The 18,524-nt window shown below is 51.6% G+C and carries 14 protein-coding genes; 7 read left to right on the forward strand and 7 right to left on the reverse strand.

Annotation, left to right across the window (positions count from 1 at the left end; all coding sequences use genetic code 11):
- The first annotated feature begins 182 nt into the window (after window positions 1–182).
- The 3 genes from BZG82_RS06180 (at window position 183) to recD (ending at window position 7,997) form a co-directional block, all read left to right on the forward strand.
- The gene (locus BZG82_RS06180) at window positions 183–2,429 is read left to right on the forward strand and encodes a CehA/McbA family metallohydrolase (protein ID WP_077765412.1); all 2,247 of its coding nucleotides are present in this window, start codon (window positions 183–185) and stop codon (window positions 2,427–2,429) included.
- Window positions 2,430–2,580: 151 nt separating this feature from the next.
- The gene (recB, locus tag BZG82_RS06185) at window positions 2,581–6,162 is read left to right on the forward strand and encodes an exodeoxyribonuclease V subunit beta (RefSeq protein WP_077765413.1); all 3,582 of its coding nucleotides are present in this window, start codon (window positions 2,581–2,583) and stop codon (window positions 6,160–6,162) included.
- Window positions 6,159–7,997: an exodeoxyribonuclease V subunit alpha gene (gene recD / locus BZG82_RS06190; RefSeq protein ID WP_077765414.1), complete on the forward strand. Its 1,839-nt coding sequence runs from the start codon at window positions 6,159–6,161 to the stop codon at window positions 7,995–7,997. The genes recB and recD overlap by 4 nt, the downstream gene beginning before the upstream one ends.
- Before the next feature lie 15 nt (window positions 7,998–8,012).
- Here recD and argA read toward each other — a convergent pair whose 3' ends face one another.
- Complete coding sequence (gene argA / locus BZG82_RS06195; RefSeq protein WP_077663020.1) at window positions 8,013–9,338, reverse strand: amino-acid N-acetyltransferase; 1,326 nt, start codon at window positions 9,336–9,338, stop codon at window positions 8,013–8,015.
- 240 nt (window positions 9,339–9,578) lie between these two features.
- On the opposite strand from argA, the gene BZG82_RS06200 reads away from it, so the two are divergent.
- Window positions 9,579–9,929, forward strand: a complete 351-nt coding sequence (locus tag BZG82_RS06200; protein WP_101494780.1) for a DUF2850 domain-containing protein — start codon at window positions 9,579–9,581, stop codon at window positions 9,927–9,929.
- A gap of 73 nt (window positions 9,930–10,002) precedes the next feature.
- Here BZG82_RS06200 and BZG82_RS06205 read toward each other — a convergent pair whose 3' ends face one another.
- Entirely contained in the window at window positions 10,003–10,227 is a 225-nt protein-coding gene (locus tag BZG82_RS06205) for a hypothetical protein (protein ID WP_069586647.1), read from the reverse strand.
- Between the two features lie 235 nt (window positions 10,228–10,462).
- Between BZG82_RS06205 and mltA the strand changes: the two genes are divergently transcribed.
- The gene (gene mltA, locus BZG82_RS06210) at window positions 10,463–11,542 is read left to right on the forward strand and encodes a murein transglycosylase A (protein ID WP_069586646.1); all 1,080 of its coding nucleotides are present in this window, start codon (window positions 10,463–10,465) and stop codon (window positions 11,540–11,542) included.
- A gap of 74 nt (window positions 11,543–11,616) precedes the next feature.
- Here the strand turns inward: mltA and BZG82_RS06215 are convergent, their stop codons facing one another.
- From BZG82_RS06215 to BZG82_RS06225, 3 genes are all read right to left on the reverse strand, one after another.
- Window positions 11,617–12,588, reverse strand: a complete 972-nt coding sequence (locus tag BZG82_RS06215; protein ID WP_077663021.1) for a TAXI family TRAP transporter solute-binding subunit — start codon at window positions 12,586–12,588, stop codon at window positions 11,617–11,619.
- 142 nt (window positions 12,589–12,730) lie between these two features.
- On the reverse strand, window positions 12,731–13,540 hold the full coding sequence (locus BZG82_RS06220) for a 3-keto-5-aminohexanoate cleavage protein (protein ID WP_158075980.1): 810 nt from the start codon (window positions 13,538–13,540) through the stop codon (window positions 12,731–12,733).
- Window positions 13,541–13,589: 49 nt separating this feature from the next.
- Entirely contained in the window at window positions 13,590–14,918 is a 1,329-nt protein-coding gene (locus BZG82_RS06225; protein ID WP_077765416.1) for an aspartate aminotransferase family protein, read from the reverse strand.
- Between the two features lie 98 nt (window positions 14,919–15,016).
- Here BZG82_RS06225 and BZG82_RS06230 point away from each other — a divergent pair, with 98 nt between their 5' ends.
- A complete protein-coding gene (locus tag BZG82_RS06230; RefSeq protein WP_158075981.1) occupies window positions 15,017–15,937 on the forward strand; it encodes a LysR family transcriptional regulator in 921 nt (306 codons plus the stop codon).
- A 27-nt stretch (window positions 15,938–15,964) separates the two neighbouring features.
- Window positions 15,965–16,783 carry a tRNA cyclic N6-threonylcarbamoyladenosine(37) synthase TcdA gene (tcdA, locus tag BZG82_RS06235; RefSeq protein WP_077480062.1) on the forward strand — a complete coding sequence of 273 codons (819 nt, stop codon included), beginning with the start codon at window positions 15,965–15,967 and terminating at the stop codon, window positions 16,781–16,783.
- 18 nt (window positions 16,784–16,801) lie between these two features.
- Here tcdA and BZG82_RS06240 read toward each other — a convergent pair whose 3' ends face one another.
- Both BZG82_RS06240 and BZG82_RS06245 read right to left on the reverse strand, forming a co-directional pair.
- Window positions 16,802–17,587 (reverse strand): substrate-binding periplasmic protein, encoded by a 786-nt coding sequence (locus BZG82_RS06240; protein ID WP_158011459.1) that lies wholly within the window; start codon window positions 17,585–17,587, stop codon window positions 16,802–16,804.
- A gap of 60 nt (window positions 17,588–17,647) precedes the next feature.
- A complete protein-coding gene (locus BZG82_RS06245; RefSeq protein ID WP_077765418.1) occupies window positions 17,648–18,412 on the reverse strand; it encodes a substrate-binding periplasmic protein in 765 nt (254 codons plus the stop codon).
- Window positions 18,413–18,524: the final 112 nt, after the last annotated feature.

An 18,524-nucleotide genomic window follows, 5' to 3' on the forward strand; every position in this document is an offset into this window, starting at 1 on the left:
GTGATTTATATATTTGTTTATTTATATCAGTAAATTGTATGTTTTTATAAGATTAGTGTGCGTATGTTTTTGGGGTCTGTTTCGTGGTTTTTGATGGTTTTTTATTTGAACGTGTAATTAAGTTAACGCACAATGTCATCGAAAATTCATATAACAAATCATGAAAAAAAGGATGTGCCTTCATGCATAAATTCTCAAAAAGCGCAGTGGCGACCCTAGTGTCCGGCCTATTGTTGGGTGCCTCAGCGCACGCCGACGTCAGCATTACACAGGGTAAAACGGCGATCCCCGATGGCGAGGCAACACACGCCCAGGATATCACGGTAAAAAACGAGCATGTCGCGTTCGCATTGGCGGTCGAGTCTGCGCCACCATGGGGCGTGCCACGTGGTACCTTGGTGGACCTCGCGGCGGTGAAAAATGGCAAAATTGATCTAGACCGAGTCGCTTTTGCAGATTTCATCCCTAATAGCTGGTCGGCTTGGCCGAACGATCGTAAGTCGATTGAGATTGTGGAAGACAGCGATGAAAAAGCGGTGATCAAAGTGAGCCGTAACTTCGACAAGGTCGACATTACCACTTGGTACACCTTGGAAGCGGGCTCTGATTCGATTGGACTCAAAACCGTGATGACCAACCAAGGCGAAGACGATCTTGAGCTGGAATCTGGCCACACGATTTGGCCGGATACGGGCTATCAATTCGCGGTACCGGGTCTTGAGGGCAATGAAGAAGCGATGGCGGATAACGCCCTTGCCGATCGCATGGTCGCGTATGACCGTGATTGGGCCTTCGCACTGCACGCGCCTTATTTTGATCGCATCAAATACAATGGCCGCGATATGTATTTGGGCCACACGCTTAAAGCGGGCGAGACCCGTACCTTTGACTCAACGCTGCAGGTTGTTCCCAACGGCGATATGGCACCGATTGTTAAAGCGGAAGCTGAGCGTCATGGCGAAGCGACGGGCACCATTAGCGGCCAATTGCGCGCCGACAACGGTAAGGTGCCTGCCGATGCGATTGTGATGATTGAAAAAGACGGCCACCCTTACGCGTGGACGCTTGCCAAAGAGGGTCAGTACAACATGGCATTGCCAGAAGGTAAGTACCAAGTCTATGGCACGGCGACCGGCCATGCGAATAGCCAACCGCAATCCATTACCGTGAGTGCGGACAGTGAGCAGACACTGGACTTCACATCGCTGAAAAGCCCTGCGACGCTTGCACTTAACGTGGAAGAAGCGGTTTCTGGTGTAGCCAAAGATGCGCGTGTGACTATCATTGAAGGCCAAGCGCCACCGGTTGAATTTTTGGGTAAGCGTACCTTCTTCACTGATTTGCTGCCTGCAGGCCATGCCGAGCTAAAACTGGCACCGGGTGAATACAAGTTAGGCATTAACGCCGGTGCGGGCTTTACTGCAGAATCACAAACTTTGGATGTAACGCTCGAGTCGGGCAAAACCAACCAACAAGTGGTGAAAGTGCCTCAGGTGACTTTCCCGAACCGTAACCATTGGTATGGCGCTGACTTGCACCACCACGGCAATGTGCTGGAAGGGGTAACCCCACCAGAAATCGTGGTGCGTGCTCAGTTGGCAACTGACTTGGATCTGACCTTTATCAGCGATCACGATTCCACCATTAATCACAAAGTGTTTGCTGACCTATCAGCAAAACGTGGCGTACCTTTCATTCCATCGATTGAGATCTCGCCATCGTGGGGACACATGAACCCATTCCCCATCGACAATGGCGCCGCGCTGACGGTCGATCCGGGTACTGATGACGTGCACACCTTGATTGATGCTGCGCATGAGATGGGCGCAGAAGTGGTGCCGATGAACCACCCATATAATGATTATGGCTACTTCACCAATATCGCTAAGGATGCGGTGCCGGGTGGTAAGACCGACCGTTTCGATCTCATGGAGCTTAACGCACGTGTCGATAACGAGCCGACCCTGAAAAAAGCGCATGATATGTGGGATAGCGGCGAAGCCATGTACCTCACAGCCGGTACCGATACCCATGATGCGTGGAACCAGCTTACCGGTCGTATTCGTATGATGGCGCACGTTGACGGCGAATTGACGCCGCTCGCCTTTGCCAAAGCGTTAAAAGCCGGTCACGGCTATGCCACGCAGGGACCAATCTTGTACCCACAAAACATCATGTTTGGTGAAACCGCCAAGGCAGGTGATAAATGGGATATTAACGTCGTCGCCGCTGATGGCCTCAAAGAAGTGCGCTTAATCGGTCAAGGTGGTGAGGTGCTAAACAGCATTACCATTAACCCTGAAGAGAGCACACAGCGTCTTGAGCTATCGCTATCTATTCCTGCGGATGCAGAGGGTTGGATCAACTTAGAAGTGGAAGACAAAGACGGCAGCACGGCATGGACCAACCCAGTTTGGCTTCAGTCGTAAACCTCGAGTCTCAATCAATGAACCAAGGCCAGCGATGCTGGCCTTTTTTGATCGTGACGTTAGTGGGCTCCGCTCGATTGTCTTGGTTAGAATATGTTTTACCCCAAGGGGTTGCTACAATAGCGGGCAGACTAGGCGATGAAATAATGATATGGAACCGCAGATCCTCAACCCGCTCACCTTGCCACTTGATGGCGTCCGATTAATCGAAGCCTCCGCTGGCACCGGAAAGACGTTTACCATTGCTGGCTTGTACCTGCGATTGTTGCTTGGGCATGGCCGCACAGCGCCGTGTCGGGTCGAGCAAATACTGGTGGTGACGTTTACCGAAGCGGCAACCCAAGAGCTAAAAGACCGTATTCGGCGCCGCATTCATGAGGCGCGTTTTGCCTTTATGCGCGGTGAGAGTGACGATCCTATCATTGAACCTTTGCTGGCAGAGATTTGCGATCATAAAACCGCGGCGCAGCGACTGTTAGAGGCCGAACGTCAGATGGACGAGGCGGCCATCTATACCATTCACGGTTTTTGTCAGCGGATGCTGACCCAAAATGCGTTTGAATCGGGCAGCCTGTTCAGTCATGAATTTGTCACCGACGAGCGACAGATCAAAGCGCGCGCGGCGGCCGATTTTTGGCGTCGTCGTTTTTATCCGCTGCCTAAATCGTTAGCCGGTGTGGTGAGCAGCTACTGGTCCGCGCCAGAGGCCTTATTAAAAGAGATTGCGCCCTATTTATCTGGACCTGCTGTCACGGTCAAGGCGCCTGATCTCGGCGAAGATCTTATGGCGGCACACCAAGCGGCGATTGCCAAGATTGATGCGGTGAAGTGCGCATGGCGCGAGGCGGGGGAGCAGATCAACGAACAACTCAGCGCCGCTAAACTCGATGGCCGCAGTTATCGCAAAGATCATCTGGCAAACTGGCTGAATGCGATGGAACAATGGGCCAATGCCGAGACGCTTGATTACCAGTTGCCCGACAAATTGGAAAAATTCGCCCAACAGACATTAGCGGCCAAGAGTAAAGCTGAGCCACCGAGTCTGGCGCTATTTGATCAAATACAGGCATTGGTTGATCAGCCGCCGACGTTAAAACCGGGATTAACCGCGCTGGCGATTAAAGACGTGCGGCAGCTGCTCCGCCAAGAAAAACGCCGTCAAGGGTGGCTCTCGTTTGACGATCTCCTTTCTCAGCTTGCCAGCGCACTTGACCAAGATAGCCAAGGCCAGTTGGCCGCGCGTATTCGCAGCTTATATCCGGTGGCAATGATTGATGAATTCCAAGACACCGACCCGCTGCAATATCAGATTTTTAGCACTGTCTATCAGCCGCCAGTGGTGGATGGCGCCCCTGTATTCGAAGATCAAGAAGAAGAGGGTGAGCGCACCGGTTTAATGATGATTGGCGACCCTAAGCAGGCGATTTATGCCTTCCGTGGTGCCGACATCTTCACCTATATTCATGCCCGTGCACAGGTGAGTGATCACTATAACCTTGCCACCAACTGGCGCTCGACAGATGGCATGGTACGCGGGGTCAATGCCTTGTTCTCACGTGCGAAGGCACCGTTTGTCTATCAAGACAGCATTCCCTTTTTAGCGGTGGCCTCTTCGCCTAGTGCCAAACAAAAAGCGCTGGTGGTGGAGGGAAACGAGCAGCCCGCGCTCACCTTTTGGCATCACAGCCCGGATGAATTGTGTACCAAGCAAGATTTTGAACAGACCTTAGCGGTGAGTACCGCACAGCATATTACGCAAGTGCTCAATCAATCGGTGGCGGGCAATAGTTATCTACAAACGCCTTCCGGCCGAGCCGACATTCAGCCGCACAATATTGCTGTGTTGGTGCGCACCGGACGCGAGGCACAGCTGGTCAAGCAAGCGCTGGCCGAAAAAGGCGTGGCGTCTGTCTATCTTTCTAACCGTGATAATGTGTTCGCCAGCCCTGTCGCCAGTGATATTGAGCGCATCTTAGTGGCGGTGATGCAGCCTGAAAACGAGCGTAAGTTGCGAGCGGCACTAGCCAGCCCCTTATTTGGCTTGACCGCCGAGCAGCTGGCGTTACTCAATCAAGACGAAGCCTTGTGGGAGCAAGAGGTGGTGGCCTTTAGCCATTACCGTGACACTTGGCAGCGCCGTGGGGTGATGCCGATGCTTCGCCAAGTCGCCAGTGCTCGCCAAGTGGCAGAAAACTGGTTGGCGATGCCGCAAGGTGAGCGCTGTGTGACCGACTTTTTGCATATCGCGGAGTTGTTGCAAAGTGCCAGCCAGCAATTGGACAACCCACACGCGCTGATCCGCTGGCTACAAGAGCGAATGGCCGAGCCGGCTCAACAATCGGAAGAGCAGCAGGTGCGGTTGGAGTCGGAGCGTGATTTGGTGCAAATCGTCACCATCCATAAATCGAAAGGCTTGGAATACGATCTGGTTTACTTGCCGTTTGCTTGTCAGTATCGCGAAAGCAGCCAACCGTTTTATCACGATGAACAGTATCAGCCGGTGCTGGCGCTGGATAATGTCGATGAAGGCAAAGAGCGGGCTGAAAAAGAGCGGCTGGCTGAAGATATCCGCTTGCTGTATGTGGCGGTGACGCGCGCCGTGTATGGGTGTTTTATCGGCTGTGCGCCTCTTAAACAAGGTAACAGTCGGCAAAAAGACTCGGCCTTGCACTTAACGGCCCTCGGCTATTTGCTCCAGCATGGAGAAGCCGGTGATGCTAGCCTGCTGGCCGAGAGCTTGGCTGGATTAGCAAGCGCGAGCGATGCGGTGGCTGTGGTCGCGCCACCCGAGCCAGATGATAGCCGTTATGCCCCTCAAACGGGCGCGCACGAGGCGCTAAGCGCGCGTCAGTTTGACGGCAAGATTGACCGTCAGTGGCGCTTAACCAGTTACTCAGGGCTGTTAAAACAAAGCCATCACATCAGCGCTTTACCAACATTAGCCAGTTATGACATGGACGCGGACGATGATCTCGCTGACGAGGAGACGGCGGATGTGGCGGTGGATCCTTGGTCGGTTTTTGCGTTTCCCAAAGGCGCGCGAGCCGGTACCTTTTTACACACCTTATTTGAAGAAGTGGACTTTACCGCCGACTTGATGAGTGAAGAAGTCGTTGAGCTTATTACCCATCATCTTAGCTTGGAAAACTATGACCCACAGTGGTGCCCGATATTGCAGCAGTGGATGACTCAGGTATTGAAGCACCCGCTTAATGAGCAAGGGCTGAGGCTGAACCAAATTGACAACGCCAGTCGGTTAACGGAGATGGAGTTCGTGATGCCTTTGGCCGCACTAGACTGCCAGCGATTGAATCGACTCGCCGCGCGATATGATGCGTTATCAGCCCGAGCTGGCCAGCTCACCTTTGACACGGCGCGCGGGATGCTAAAAGGCTTTATCGATTTGACCTTCCGCGCCGATGGCAAGTATTACGTGCTGGATTGGAAGTCGAACCATTTAGGGGACAGTGTGGCCGATTACCATCCTGATGCGCTCAAAGAGGCGATGATCGCGCACCGATACGACTTTCAGTACCAGATCTATACCTTGGCGCTGCACCGCTTTTTGCGCCAGCGGATCCCAGATTATGATTACGACACCCATGTGGGGGGCGTGTTTTATTTCTTTTTACGGGGCGCCAGTGATAGCGGCGAGACCGGTGTGTTCGCGCACCGTCCCGACAAGGCGCTGATTGACGCCTTGGACAACCTCTTTGCTGGAGAGTCGGTATGAAACAAGCATTAATGGCACTATACCAGCGCGGGGAATTACGAGCGATTGATGTGCAATTTGCTTGTTTGATGGGCGAAGAAGAAACCCAATTAGATAAGGCTACTATCACAGTATGGGCGGCGCTGCTGAGCCGTGAAGTGGGCAAAGGCCATGTCTGCCTTGATTTGCACCAGTGGCAGCCACCCAGTGACGTCGCTTGGCAGCCTTTATTGGCGCACATTGATAGCCAAGCGGCAAGCGAGCAATTGGCACAGGCGTCGGTGGTGTCTGACGGGACGCAGGCGACGCCCTTGGTGCTTGCCGGACACCGACTGTATTTGCATCGCTACTGGCATGCCGAGCAGCAAGTGGCAGGGCACATTCGCCAGCGTCTCACGGCGCTATCGGTACCGAATGAGGCTAGACAAACCCTGGATAGCTTATTTGCCGCCTCACAGGCGGAGATTGATTGGCAAAAAGTGGCGGCAGCCACCGCGTTGACCCAGCCGTTTGCGGTGATTTCGGGAGGGCCGGGCACGGGTAAAACCACCACTGTCGCCCGTTTGTTGGCGGCGCTGGTGGCGTCGCACCACGCGGAGCGTACAACGTCTGCAGCGCTCACTATCAAGCTGGTCGCTCCGACCGGTAAAGCGGCTAACCGATTGACTGAATCACTAGGACGGGCGATTGCCGCCTTGCCTGTTGATCATGACGTGAAAGCGGCGCTGCCGACCCAAGCCAGTACCATTCATCGGTTATTAGGGGCGATTCCGCAGCGAGTGGCGTTTCGCCATCATAAAAATAACCCCGTGCATGCGGATGTGTTGATTGTCGATGAAGCCTCGATGGTGGACTTGCCCTTGATGGCGCAGCTGTTCGATGCCTTGGCGCCCTCAACACGCATTATTTTGCTGGGGGATAAAGATCAGCTTGCCTCTGTGGAAGCGGGGGCGGTGCTAGGCGATATTTGTCAGTACGCCGAGGCGGGCTATCCAGCGGCGCAAGCAGCGCGTTTAAGCCAACTGACAGGCTTTGACGTACCCGAAAACCCGCACGCACCAGCGATTGCCAGTGCCTTGTGTCTGCTGCGCAAGAGTTATCGTTTTGATGCCCAGTCCGGCATCGGCCAGCTCGCCTTTGCGGTGAACCGAGGAGAAATGGCTGAGGTGGGGGGGGTGTTAAAACGCGGCTATAGCGATATTGCCCACCATGTGTTGAGTGATGACAGCTATCAGACCCTGATGCAACAAGCGGTGACAGGATATCGCGATTACTTAACCACACTCGACAATGCAACGCTCGAAAATCCGTCATCAATGGCGGACGTGCTGAGTGTCTTTAGCCAATTTCGATTGTTATGCGCATTGACTGAAGGTCCGTTTGGCGTCGCCGGGCTCAACCAAGCCATTGAGCAGCACTTGGCGTCGGCAGGGCTGATCGCCAAAGAGCGTGATACTTGGTATCACGGCCGACCAATCATGATTTTGCAAAACGATCATGCTCTGGGGTTGTATAACGGTGATATTGGGATTGCGGTACAACACGCGGGGATCACCCGGGTGGCATTTGAAACCCACGATGGCGAGGTGCGCTATTTGCTTGCCAGCCGTCTGCCCGCCCATCAAACTGCGTTTGCGATGACGGTGCATAAATCACAGGGTTCGGAGTTTGCGCACACAGTGCTGGTGTGTCCGCCCACTATTTCACCGGTGATCACCCGCGAGCTGATTTACACCGGCATCACGCGGGCGAAGCGCCAGCTTGATCTTTACGCGTCTTGGCCGGTGCTGCGCCACGGTGTGGGCGCACGCACCGCCCGGTATAGTGGTTTGCCGGATGCTTTGATAGCGCCTTGATTGTAGCGAGATACGCTAAAGCGCTAAAGTCAGCACCTTAGAGCGCCGCTGATAGTTGTACAGCTCTTGGCGAGTGTTAGGGAGTGCTGACACATCAGAGAGCAAAAAGCCTTGTTCCAAAAACCAATGCAGACTGTGGGTGGTGAGCACAAAAATGGTTTCGAGCCCTTTGGCTTTGGCGCGTTGTTTGAGGTGATTGAGGAGCATGACGCCGCGGTCGCCATCACGGTAGTCTGGATGAATGGCGACGCATGCCATCTCGCCGGTGCGCGCTTCACTAAACGGATAGAGTGCGGCGCAGCCTATCACTAATCCATCGCGTTCGATGATGGTAAAGCGTGGGATTTCTTGCTCCAATTGTTCTCGCGAGCGGCGCACTAGGATCCCTTGTTGCTCCAAAGGTCGGATCAAATCCAAGATCCCACCGATATCGTCAATCTGGGCTTGGCGCACTTTTTCGGCACGCTCCATCACGATCTGGGTGCCGATCCCCTCAATCGAGAACAGCTCTTGGATTAATGCCCCATCTTTTTTATAGCTGATCAAATGGCTACGCGTAACGCCCGCGCGACACGCAGCAATCGCGCCTCGTAAAAAGCGACTGGTGCCAGAGCCAGTATCGCCAGCGGCTTCTCTGGCTTCTAGAAGTGGCTGGGCTTGGGTGGGCAGTAACTCAGAAATTACCTCATTGTCTTGGTTTAAGACCCCTTGTTCGGAGCAAAAGCCAATCAACTTGTCTGCGCGTAACCGAATCGCGACCTGAGTCGCCACTTCTTCGGAGGTGAGGTTAAAGCATTCGCCTGTGACTGAGCTGGCTACTGGCCCCATCAGCACAATCGCGTTTTGATCGAGCTGGCGCTGAATGCCATCAATATCGATGCGGCGAATTTTGCCACTGTGACAATAATCAATTCCTTCATCGACGCCCAAGGGTTGCGCGATAACAAAATTGCCACTGATCACATTGATCTGAGCGCCGGCCATGGGCGTGTTATTCAGCCCCATGGATAAACGCGCCGTAATGTCGAGCTGCACTTGACCGGCCGCTTGTTTGACCACTTCAAGCGCGTGGCTGTCGGTGATGCGAATACCTTTGTGATAAGGCGTTTCCAGTCCGTACTGATTAAGAGCACGATTGATTTGCGGGCGGGCGCCAAACACCAACACCAGTTTCATGCCCAGGCTATTGAGTAGGGCGATATCATTGACGATATTCTGAAAGTTCTCATCCGCCATCGCCTCGCCACCCAGCATGATCACCGCGGTTTTATCTCGGTGAGCGTTGACATACGGCGCCGATTGACGAAATCCTTTAACCAGTGCGGTACTTCTTATCTTCACATGCCTTTCCGTCTAAATATTCACTTATAGTGCCTTTTTATTCTCTTTGGGTGATAAGTGTCAAGCCTTTAGTCAGATTACTATGCGCTGTCGTCTGCGCGCCCGTGCGATAAAGAGGCGAGGTGACGGGGCAAATTAGCGTCTGTTTGGGAACCAAACTCACAAGATTTGCAAACTGCGTCTAAAGTAGACAATGGGATTGGTTAAAATGTCCTGATTATCAGTGAGTGAGGTTGTAGCGTGCGGTTGACCAAACAAATATTTTTACTGGTGTTTATTATTCTAGCGGGTGGCGCCAGTTTTCTGGTGGCAACTCGCCCCGAGTTTTTTGCCCCTGATATGACCAAAAAAGATTTATACGGTGAGTGGGTGGAACTAGAGGTGGCCCCTTATGCGGCTGACCGTTTTGAGGTGCGCTCGGATGGTATTTATACCAATGGCAGTCGTGCGACTACCGCTTATACGTTTGATGGCGATGAGCTGTCGTACACGATTGGCACACAAGAGTATCTGTATCGCGTAGAGAATAAATCAACGCTAGAAAGGCTATCGCCAGCGCACTATACGTCTATGTTCGGTAAGGCGAATTAAGTTTGCGCGCAGCGCTGCTGCAAGTGAAGAGGCGCCAATTGCGATCAATGGCAATATGGCGCGACTTTACACGCTAGTATTTAACCGCGTCGAGAGATGAAAGCAGTTCATTAACCGAACACTGCTTCATGGCCACGCGGCGAAGGATATCGGCGGTGGTTTCATCGCCACCGAGACAACGTTGAATGCTGGTATTGATAGTGTTTCGAGTGCAACCCTCACTGGCCATCATTCGAATCCATTGGTATTCCACTGCATCGGTATCAAGAAGCGTTGAACGCCCAACTTTCAGATCCATAGCAACCCGTACTCCCTTGATGTTGCATTTATTATGCAATTTTGTTTCAGACACAGTACATAACAATTATATGACACTTTCATGAATGTCGCCTATTTCAGGCAGGTAAGATAGATTTGATCACATTCAACGTGTATTGATTTGCAGGCAGTTACAACTTAGCAATGAGAAGTGATTGCGAAGTGTAGGTCTTTTTGCGAGCCTTAGCGCTACAAACTACTGATTGGATTACAGTGTGAAAAAAGCGTTAGTCGTGATGGGGTGTGTGGTTGCACTCGCAGGGTGTGTACGTCCCACTGACCGTGGTCAACAATATGTTGATGGGCGGTTTGAATCAATTTTAACTCCAGTGCCACACGTGGTGTCTGATAGCCCACGTGACTTTAGTCTGTTTAATGATCAGTTAGCCGAAGTGAAAGCGAAATCGCCTTCGCTAGTGGCCAAGCATCAAGCGGTATACCAGCGTTTGCAAGCGTGGTTGGATGCAGGAGGCAATGTGGAAGCTCTTGCTGAGTTTGGACTGGGTGTCGACCAAATGGGCGGTGGTGATGACTTTGGTAACGTGATGTTTACCGGTTATTTCTCACCAGTGATTGAGATGCGTCATCAACCCGATGCCTTGTTCCGCTATCCGGTTTATGCCAAACCCTTTTGCGATGACGACTGCCCAGATCGCAAAGCGATTTACGATGGAGCCTTAGATGGGTTGGGATTAGAGCTGGGCTACAGCGCTTCTTTGATTGATAACTTTATTATGGAAGTTCAGGGCAGTGGTTTTGTCCACTTTGGCGACAACGACCAACTCGAGTATTTTGCCTACGGTGGCAAGAATGGCCACCCTTACGTCAGCATCGGTAAAGTCTTGATTGAAAACGGCGAAGTGCCGCGTGAAAAAATGTCGCTGAAAGCGATCAAAGACTGGGTGGCGGCTCATGGTGAAGAGGAAGTTCGTGAGTTACTGGAGCAAAATCCCTCTTATGTTTTCTTTACGCCTAAGGCGGCAGATCCCGTGAGTGGCACCGCAGGTATTCCATTGAAAGCCGGCGCGTCTGTGGCGGCGGATAGACGTTATTTACCGATGGGGAGTGTGCTACTTGCTGAAGTGCCTCAGTTGGATGAGCAAGGCAACTGGACGGGGGAGCATGTACTCAAACTGTTAATGGCATTAGATACCGGTGGGGCGGTGAAAGAAAATCATCTTGATTTGTACCACGGTATGGGCAATGACGCTGGAGAGCGAGCGGGGCATTACAAACACTTTGGCCGAGTTTGGAAGCTTGAAGCGTTGGCACCCCAGCTTGCGAGTCAGCCTTAGAGAGTGTCATTCACGGAGTTGAAGCGATAAAAAAGCGAGCATTGAATGCTCGCTTTTCCTTTGAGCGTGATTGATTATTCAATCAAGCCAGCTTCACGATAGTAGCGTGCTGCGCCGGGATGAAGCGGTGCAGACAAGCCATCTTTTACCATTTCTTCTTTCTTCAGATTCGCAAAGGCAGGGTGCAAACGGCGGAAATCATCGAAGTTCTCAAACACCGCTTTCACGACGTTGTAAATCACGTCGTCTGGTACTTGAGTCGATGATACAAAGGTCGCACCGACACCGAAAGTCGTGACATCGCTATCGTTACCACGGTACATGCCACCTGGGATCACGGCTTTACGGTAGTAATCACGGTCAGCAATCAGCTGTTTAGCTGCATCGTTCGCCACTTCCACTAGCACGCTATCACAGGCGGTAGTCGCTTCTTGGATTGCGCCACTTGGGTGGCCGACTGTGTAGACCATGGCATCAATTTTGTTGTCACACAATGCCTTGGATTGTTCCGCCGCCTTTAGCTCAGAGATTTGGCCGAACTTGTCCATATCCCAACCCATTTGGTCCATCAATACTTCGATGGTACCGCGTTGACCTGAGCCTGGGTTACCAATGTTGACGCGTTTGCCAGCCAGATCATCAAAGGTTTTAATCCCTGCGTCCGCACGTGCGACCACAGTAAAGGGTTCAGGGTGGATCGAGAAGACCGCGCGCAGATCTTTGAACTCGCCTTGGTCTTTAAACTTGCTGGTGCCTTTGTAAGCGTGATATTGCCAGTCAGACTGGGCAATACCCATATCTAGCTCGCCAGCACGGATAGTATTGATGTTGTAAATAGAACCGCCCGTACTCTCTACTGAGCAGCGAATACCATGGTCATCTTTGCTTTTATTGACCAGACGGCAGATTGCACCACCCGTAGGGTAATAAACACCAGTAACACCACCGGTACCAATGGTCACAAACTGATTTGCTTGAGCGGTTGCTGCGGTTCCTAGTGCAGCGGAAAAGCTGAGCGCAATCAGAGTCGGTTTCATCGCTTTCATGCTTAAGATTCCTTTTTAGTTAGAGGTTGCTATCCGGGCGCACCCTCGAAGATGGTATGACACTCGATGCAAATATGACAAAAAAGTGTCACCGCGCTATTTTTTCAATCTTTTAACAATATTTGCAAGCAATAGTATTGGGTTAAAACGACTGGGTCATGGTTTGCCTCAATGCTTGTACAGGTTTAGTACAATATCCCAGCTTTTCCAGCGTGTTGCGCAGTTGTGTGATCTGGTATGCGTTATTGGGGGCTGCGCGACCATGGACATCGAAGGTGTTGTTTTCAAAACCAATCCTCATATCTCCTCCTAGCAAGGCGGCCGTGGTTAAACAGGAAAGCTCACGCTGGCCAAATGCACAGACAGACCAAGGAACAGTGTCATCTAAGTGACGAGCTTGATACATGGCGATGATATCTTCCGGTTTGCCTTTAGGTGGCGTTCGGTCGCGGCCCGCAACAAAAAGCAGGTGATGACCTTGCGAGGGAAGAATGCCTTGCTCTCGTAACGCGTAATAGCGTGCCAATTCGTGAGGGTGATAGAGAATAAACTGGCTGTAGATGCGCGCTTCCACTGTCCAAGCAAAAAAATCTTTCATGGCTTGGTGTGTCGGTTGATGATCAGGAACAAGCTCTCTGAGTGCAAAGGAAGCGGCTTCCGGTTTGACGGATCGGATCAGAGCCATTTGTTGCTGGGGAGAATAGCGGCCTACGGCCTCGGTGGTGAGTTGAATCACCATACGATCGCCGACGGCATCCATCACTTGCTGATATAGCGTTTGGTTTAGCGCGGGATCAAGGCTATGCGCCCCCTGTGGATCTCGGGCGTGGATATGTGCCATGGTTGCGCCTGCCTCTGCACATTCGTGCAGGCAGTGAATAAGCTGTTTGCCGGTGACAGGCACACTCGGGTGGTGTGTGGGCTGTAAGCGTGCACCATTGGGGGCAACCATGATCGTCCTTGCGTCTTGCATTCTTTTCCCCTCGTCTATCAATGTATCGTTATTGAGAAGGCAAGCACATCTCTAATGTTAGTGCTAGCTTGTCGATGATGGCCGAGATATGAGTTGATTCAATGATATAGGGCGGTGCGAGTAAGATGTGATGCCCCTGCTTACCATCAATGGTGCCGCCCATGGGATAACACATCAGCCCGTTATGCATGGCGGTATGTTTTATCGTTTGATGGAGCGCGAGATCAGATGAAAAGGGACGCTTACTGGTTTTGTATGCCACGAGCTCCAACGCGATAAACAGTCCACGTCCGCGAATGTCGCCGACAAAAGGGTGTGAATCAAACTGATGATGTAGCGCCGCTTTAAGTGCCTTACCTTGTTTTTCCGCCGCGGCAACTAATCCTTCTTGCTCAAGCGTGGTGAGCGTGGCTAAAGCAGCGGCACATGCCGTTGGATGAGCCATAAAGGTGTGACCATGTTGGAAATAGCCTGAACCAGATGCAATCGCTTCATAAAGACGATCCGTGACTAAGGTTGCGCCAATGGGTTGATAACCGGCAGCCAGCCCTTTGGCGATGGCGACAATATCCGGAACGATGCTTTCATGTTCAAAGGCGAAAAAACGCCCAGTGCGTCCCGTGCCGCACATGACTTCATCGAGGATCAGCAAAATATTGTACTGATCGCAGATCGCGCGAATACGAGAAAAATAGCCAGCCTCTGCGGTCAATGCACCGGCTGTCGCGCCCACCACAGGTTCTGCGACAAATCCAATGACGGTATCCGGCCCTTTTTCTAACAGCATGGCTTCAAGCTCGTTGGCCACCCGCTGACCATACTCGTAAGCGGTTTCATCGGGACCTTGATCGCGATAGGCGTAACAGGGGGCAATCAGACTGGTGTCCATCAACAAAGGAGCAAATGGAGCTCGTCGCCACGCATTCCCTCCCACAGACAAGGCGCCCAAGGTGTTGCCATGATAACTCTGTCGTCGAGCAATAAAATGTTGGCGCTGGGGCTCGCCGACTTCCACCCAGTACTGGCGAGCGAGCTTGAGGGCGGTTTCCATTGCCTCAGATCCACCACTAACCAAGTAAGCATGGTTGATGGAAGAAGGGGCAAGATCAACCAGCTTCTCGGCAAGTGCTTCACTCGGTGCGGAGGTAAAAAAGCCGGTATGCGCATAAGGAATAGTATCCAGTTGACGGTGGATAGCCTCTAACACGGCAGGGTGATTGTGTCCAAGGCAAGAGACGGCAGCACCTCCGCATGCATCGAGATATTCATTACCCTGAGTGTCGGTTAAATACATCCCATTGCCACTAGCAATAGTGGGGGGAAGATGATGACAGTGACGGTGAAAGACATGACTCATACGAGGGCCTCAATGCAAGCGTGATAACTCAGTATGGTGAACTTGTGTTTTAAACCGCAAAGGATATATTTTCACCAGGTATGCAAAAAAGGAATGGGATGATGAATGTGCGTTTGCCGTCGATGCGCTCGCTACAAACACTGATTGCGGTGGCTCAAACGGGAAGTTTTTCAGAAGCCGCGAAGGTGTTGCATGTCAGCCAAAGTACAGTGAGCAAGCAGATACAGCAGCTCGAAGAAGGGATTGGTCAACCACTCTTTGAGCGACATGCTGGGGGAGTAAGGCTAAACCGAGTCGGAGAGCCTTATTTAACTATGATATCGGTCAGCGTCAATGATATTGCCAATGCCACGGCGCAAGCGCGTCAGCAAAGTGCAAGGCAAGAGTCCGTCAGCTTATTGGTGCCGCCCTCGTTTGCCAGCCTTTGGTTGATCCCTCAGCTGCCAGCGTTTAAATCGCAGCATCCTGATATTTCTGTGGTGGTCAGTGCCAGTGACTATGTGCCCCAAGGGAAAGAGAGTGAATTGGATATTTTAATCCGCTGTCAGCCTCATCAGCAGGCAGGCGCGCAAGGAGTCTGTTTAATTCACGAACACTTATCGCTTGTCGCATCAGTGACCTTGCTGCCAGAACCTTTGGATCGGGCCGCGTTGTTATCGGAAGTGCCAGTTTTATCTCATCTAACGCGCCCTTCACTGTGGGAGCAATTTTGGCAACAATTTGGGCTGGCTGACAGCAATCCGCAATACGGAGCGGGCTTTGAGCACTTTTTTATGGCGCTTGAAGGCGTAAAACAACAGATGGGGATGGCGTTAATCCCCACCTTTATGGCCTCAGCGGCCCTGTCAAACGATCAGATTGTGAATCCGTTGGGGTTAAGTATCGACAGCGGCTATGGCTATTATCTTTATAGCGCGCGGTATAAGCAGCGCTCACCGGCGGTTATGCACGTGATCAATTGGTTGTATGATGTCCTCAAAGGGGATCCGGCTAGACATCCCATCAGCAAGTCGGTATAACGCCTGTCTGCGCGATCAATGAAGACTATGGTTATGACACAATCCCTATCAGAATCCTATCTGCAACGTTTTGGCGGTACGGCTCGTTTATATGGACGCCGTGCGCTTGAGGTGTTTCACCAGAGCCATATTTGTGTCATTGGTATTGGTGGCGTGGGATCGTGGGCAGTGGAATCGCTGGTTCGGACAGGGATTGGCGCCATCACACTGATTGATATGGATGATGTGTGTGTTACCAACACCAATCGACAAATCCATGCTTTGAAAGCGACCATTGGCCAAAGCAAAAGCGAGGTGATGGCCGAGCGTGTGGCAGCAATCAATCCAGAATGCCAAGTGACTGTGATTGATGATTTTATCTCGCCGGATAATATTGCTGAGTATATCGACAAGCGCTTTGATTATGTGCTCGATGCTATCGATAGCATCAAGCCCAAAACGGCCTTGTTGGCTTACTGCAAGCGGCACAAAATCAAAGTCATTACCGTGGGTGGCGCGGGGGGACAGATCGACCCCACCCAGATCCAAGTGGCGGATTTAACCAAAACGATTCAAGACCCACTCGCGGCGAAGCTGCGTAACAATTTGCGTCGCTTTTACGGTTTTACTAAGACTCAAGGACGAAAGTTTGGGATTGACTGTGTCTTTTCAAGCGAGCAACTCAAATACCCACAACCTGACGGCAGTGTCTGTGAAAGCAAGGCATCTGCACAAGGGCCGAAGCGAATGGATTGTGCCAGTGGTTTTGGTGCGGCAACTATGGTGACGGCCAGTTTTGGGTTCGTCGCGGTGTCGCGCATTTTACACAAATTGATCGAGGCGGATAAACGACGCCAAGCCGATTAACTACGCCAAGCCGATTAACTACGGCTGCTCGGCGGGGATGCCGATCAGCCCATACTCTCCCATACGAAATGCACTCCAAGCGCGCTGGTAGTCACCGCTCATCTTTAACTGGCGTAATCCTCGATTAAACTGACTGACCCATAGCGCGCTTTGGGAGTGTTGACGGCTGAATAAAACATGTAAAGGCGTGACACGAAGCGGTTTGGGATGAAATGTGATGTGACGACTTTCATCGTTGCGAAGTTGATTGCGCACCACGTCATGGATGACGTATTGATTGCCTACAATCACATCACTTTGGCCGGTCAGCAGGCTTTTCACCTTCTCGAGCTCGCTCGGATATTTACGGATGATGACGCTACCACCTTCTTGGTTAAAGGTTTCCAACATGTTGTCTTCAATATAGTCTTCGCTAATTCCCACATTCAGGCCATTGAGACTGTCTAAAGACTGCCAATCGAAGTGACGATTTTTGAGGTGGAAAAAGACCACAGACTCAGTATAAATGGGGGCTGAATAGATAAAGTCGCGCTCTCTTTCTGGGGTATAGCCCCAACCAACCGTGCCGTGTACTTTACCGGTTTGTGCGTCTTCTTTTGCTTGCGGCCAAAGGACAAACTTGATCTCTATCTCCATGCCCTGTTGCTTGCCAGCTTCTTTGACGATATGCGCCAACACCCCTTGATGTGCTAATTGATCAGAAATAAATGGACGGTAGTCGCCAGACGTGAGCACCAAATTGGGCGTGGCAACACCAACCACCGGGAGGCTGAACGCGAATAAAATGATTAGCCATCGCCACATAACAACTCCAAAGTCAACGGACATTTACCAAAACCAATGTCGATGAATCTTCAACTGAGACTATTCCGACATTTTTTGCCGTCGAAATTGATTCCAAACTGCTTGATAGCGACCATCCGTTTTTATGCGTCGTAACCCTTTGTTGAATGCGCGGGAATGATCGTAGCTTTGTTCAATCTTACGACTAAACAGCACATGTAAGGGAGTCACGCGAAAGGGATGGGGATGATGTGTTAACTGACGAGCTTGCTCTACACTTAGCGTCGTTTTAATGATGTGCTGCAAAACATCTTTGTTGCCTAGTGCAAGGTCAACCTGATTATTCAATAAGGCGTGGAGCTTGTCCTCTTCTTTGGCAAATTCTTGTAACTTCACATCGATACCGGCTTTTTGTAATTGGCTCAGTGTCTTGACGTCGATATATCCAAGGCCGACACCGACCGCAAGACCGGCTAAATCCTCGGGCTTTGACCAATCGAACGCTTTATCCCGGTGATGAAAGAAAACGGCACTTTCGGTATAAATGGCATCTGAATAGATAAAATCCAGTGCGCGCTCTTCGGTGAAAGCCCAGCCGACCGTCCCGTCCCACTGACCTTGCTGAGCCAGCGCCATCGACTCATGCCAAGGAAAATAACCAAAAGACACATCGAGATTAGCTTCTTCGGTGGCCAACACAATAATTTCAGTTAATGGGCCTTGGTTGGGTAGGTGTTGCGAAATAAAAGGAGGGTATTCACCTGATGCTAGGCGGATTGATTGCGCATGTGTGAGCATTGGAAGGATCAGCAACAATGCGCATCCCCATTGCACCATCAGCCTCATACTGCCTCCTGAGCGTTCTCGTGACTATTAGAGGAGTATAGTGCAGGAGAAATAAAGTGGCGGCGCCGTCGCTCTCTATGAGCCACAATTGCGCCGCCATTCTTATTATTGA

The sequence above is a fragment of the Salinivibrio sp. PR5 genome, assembly GCF_001996085.1.
In the GTDB taxonomy this organism is placed as follows: domain Bacteria; phylum Pseudomonadota; class Gammaproteobacteria; order Enterobacterales; family Vibrionaceae; genus Salinivibrio; species Salinivibrio proteolyticus.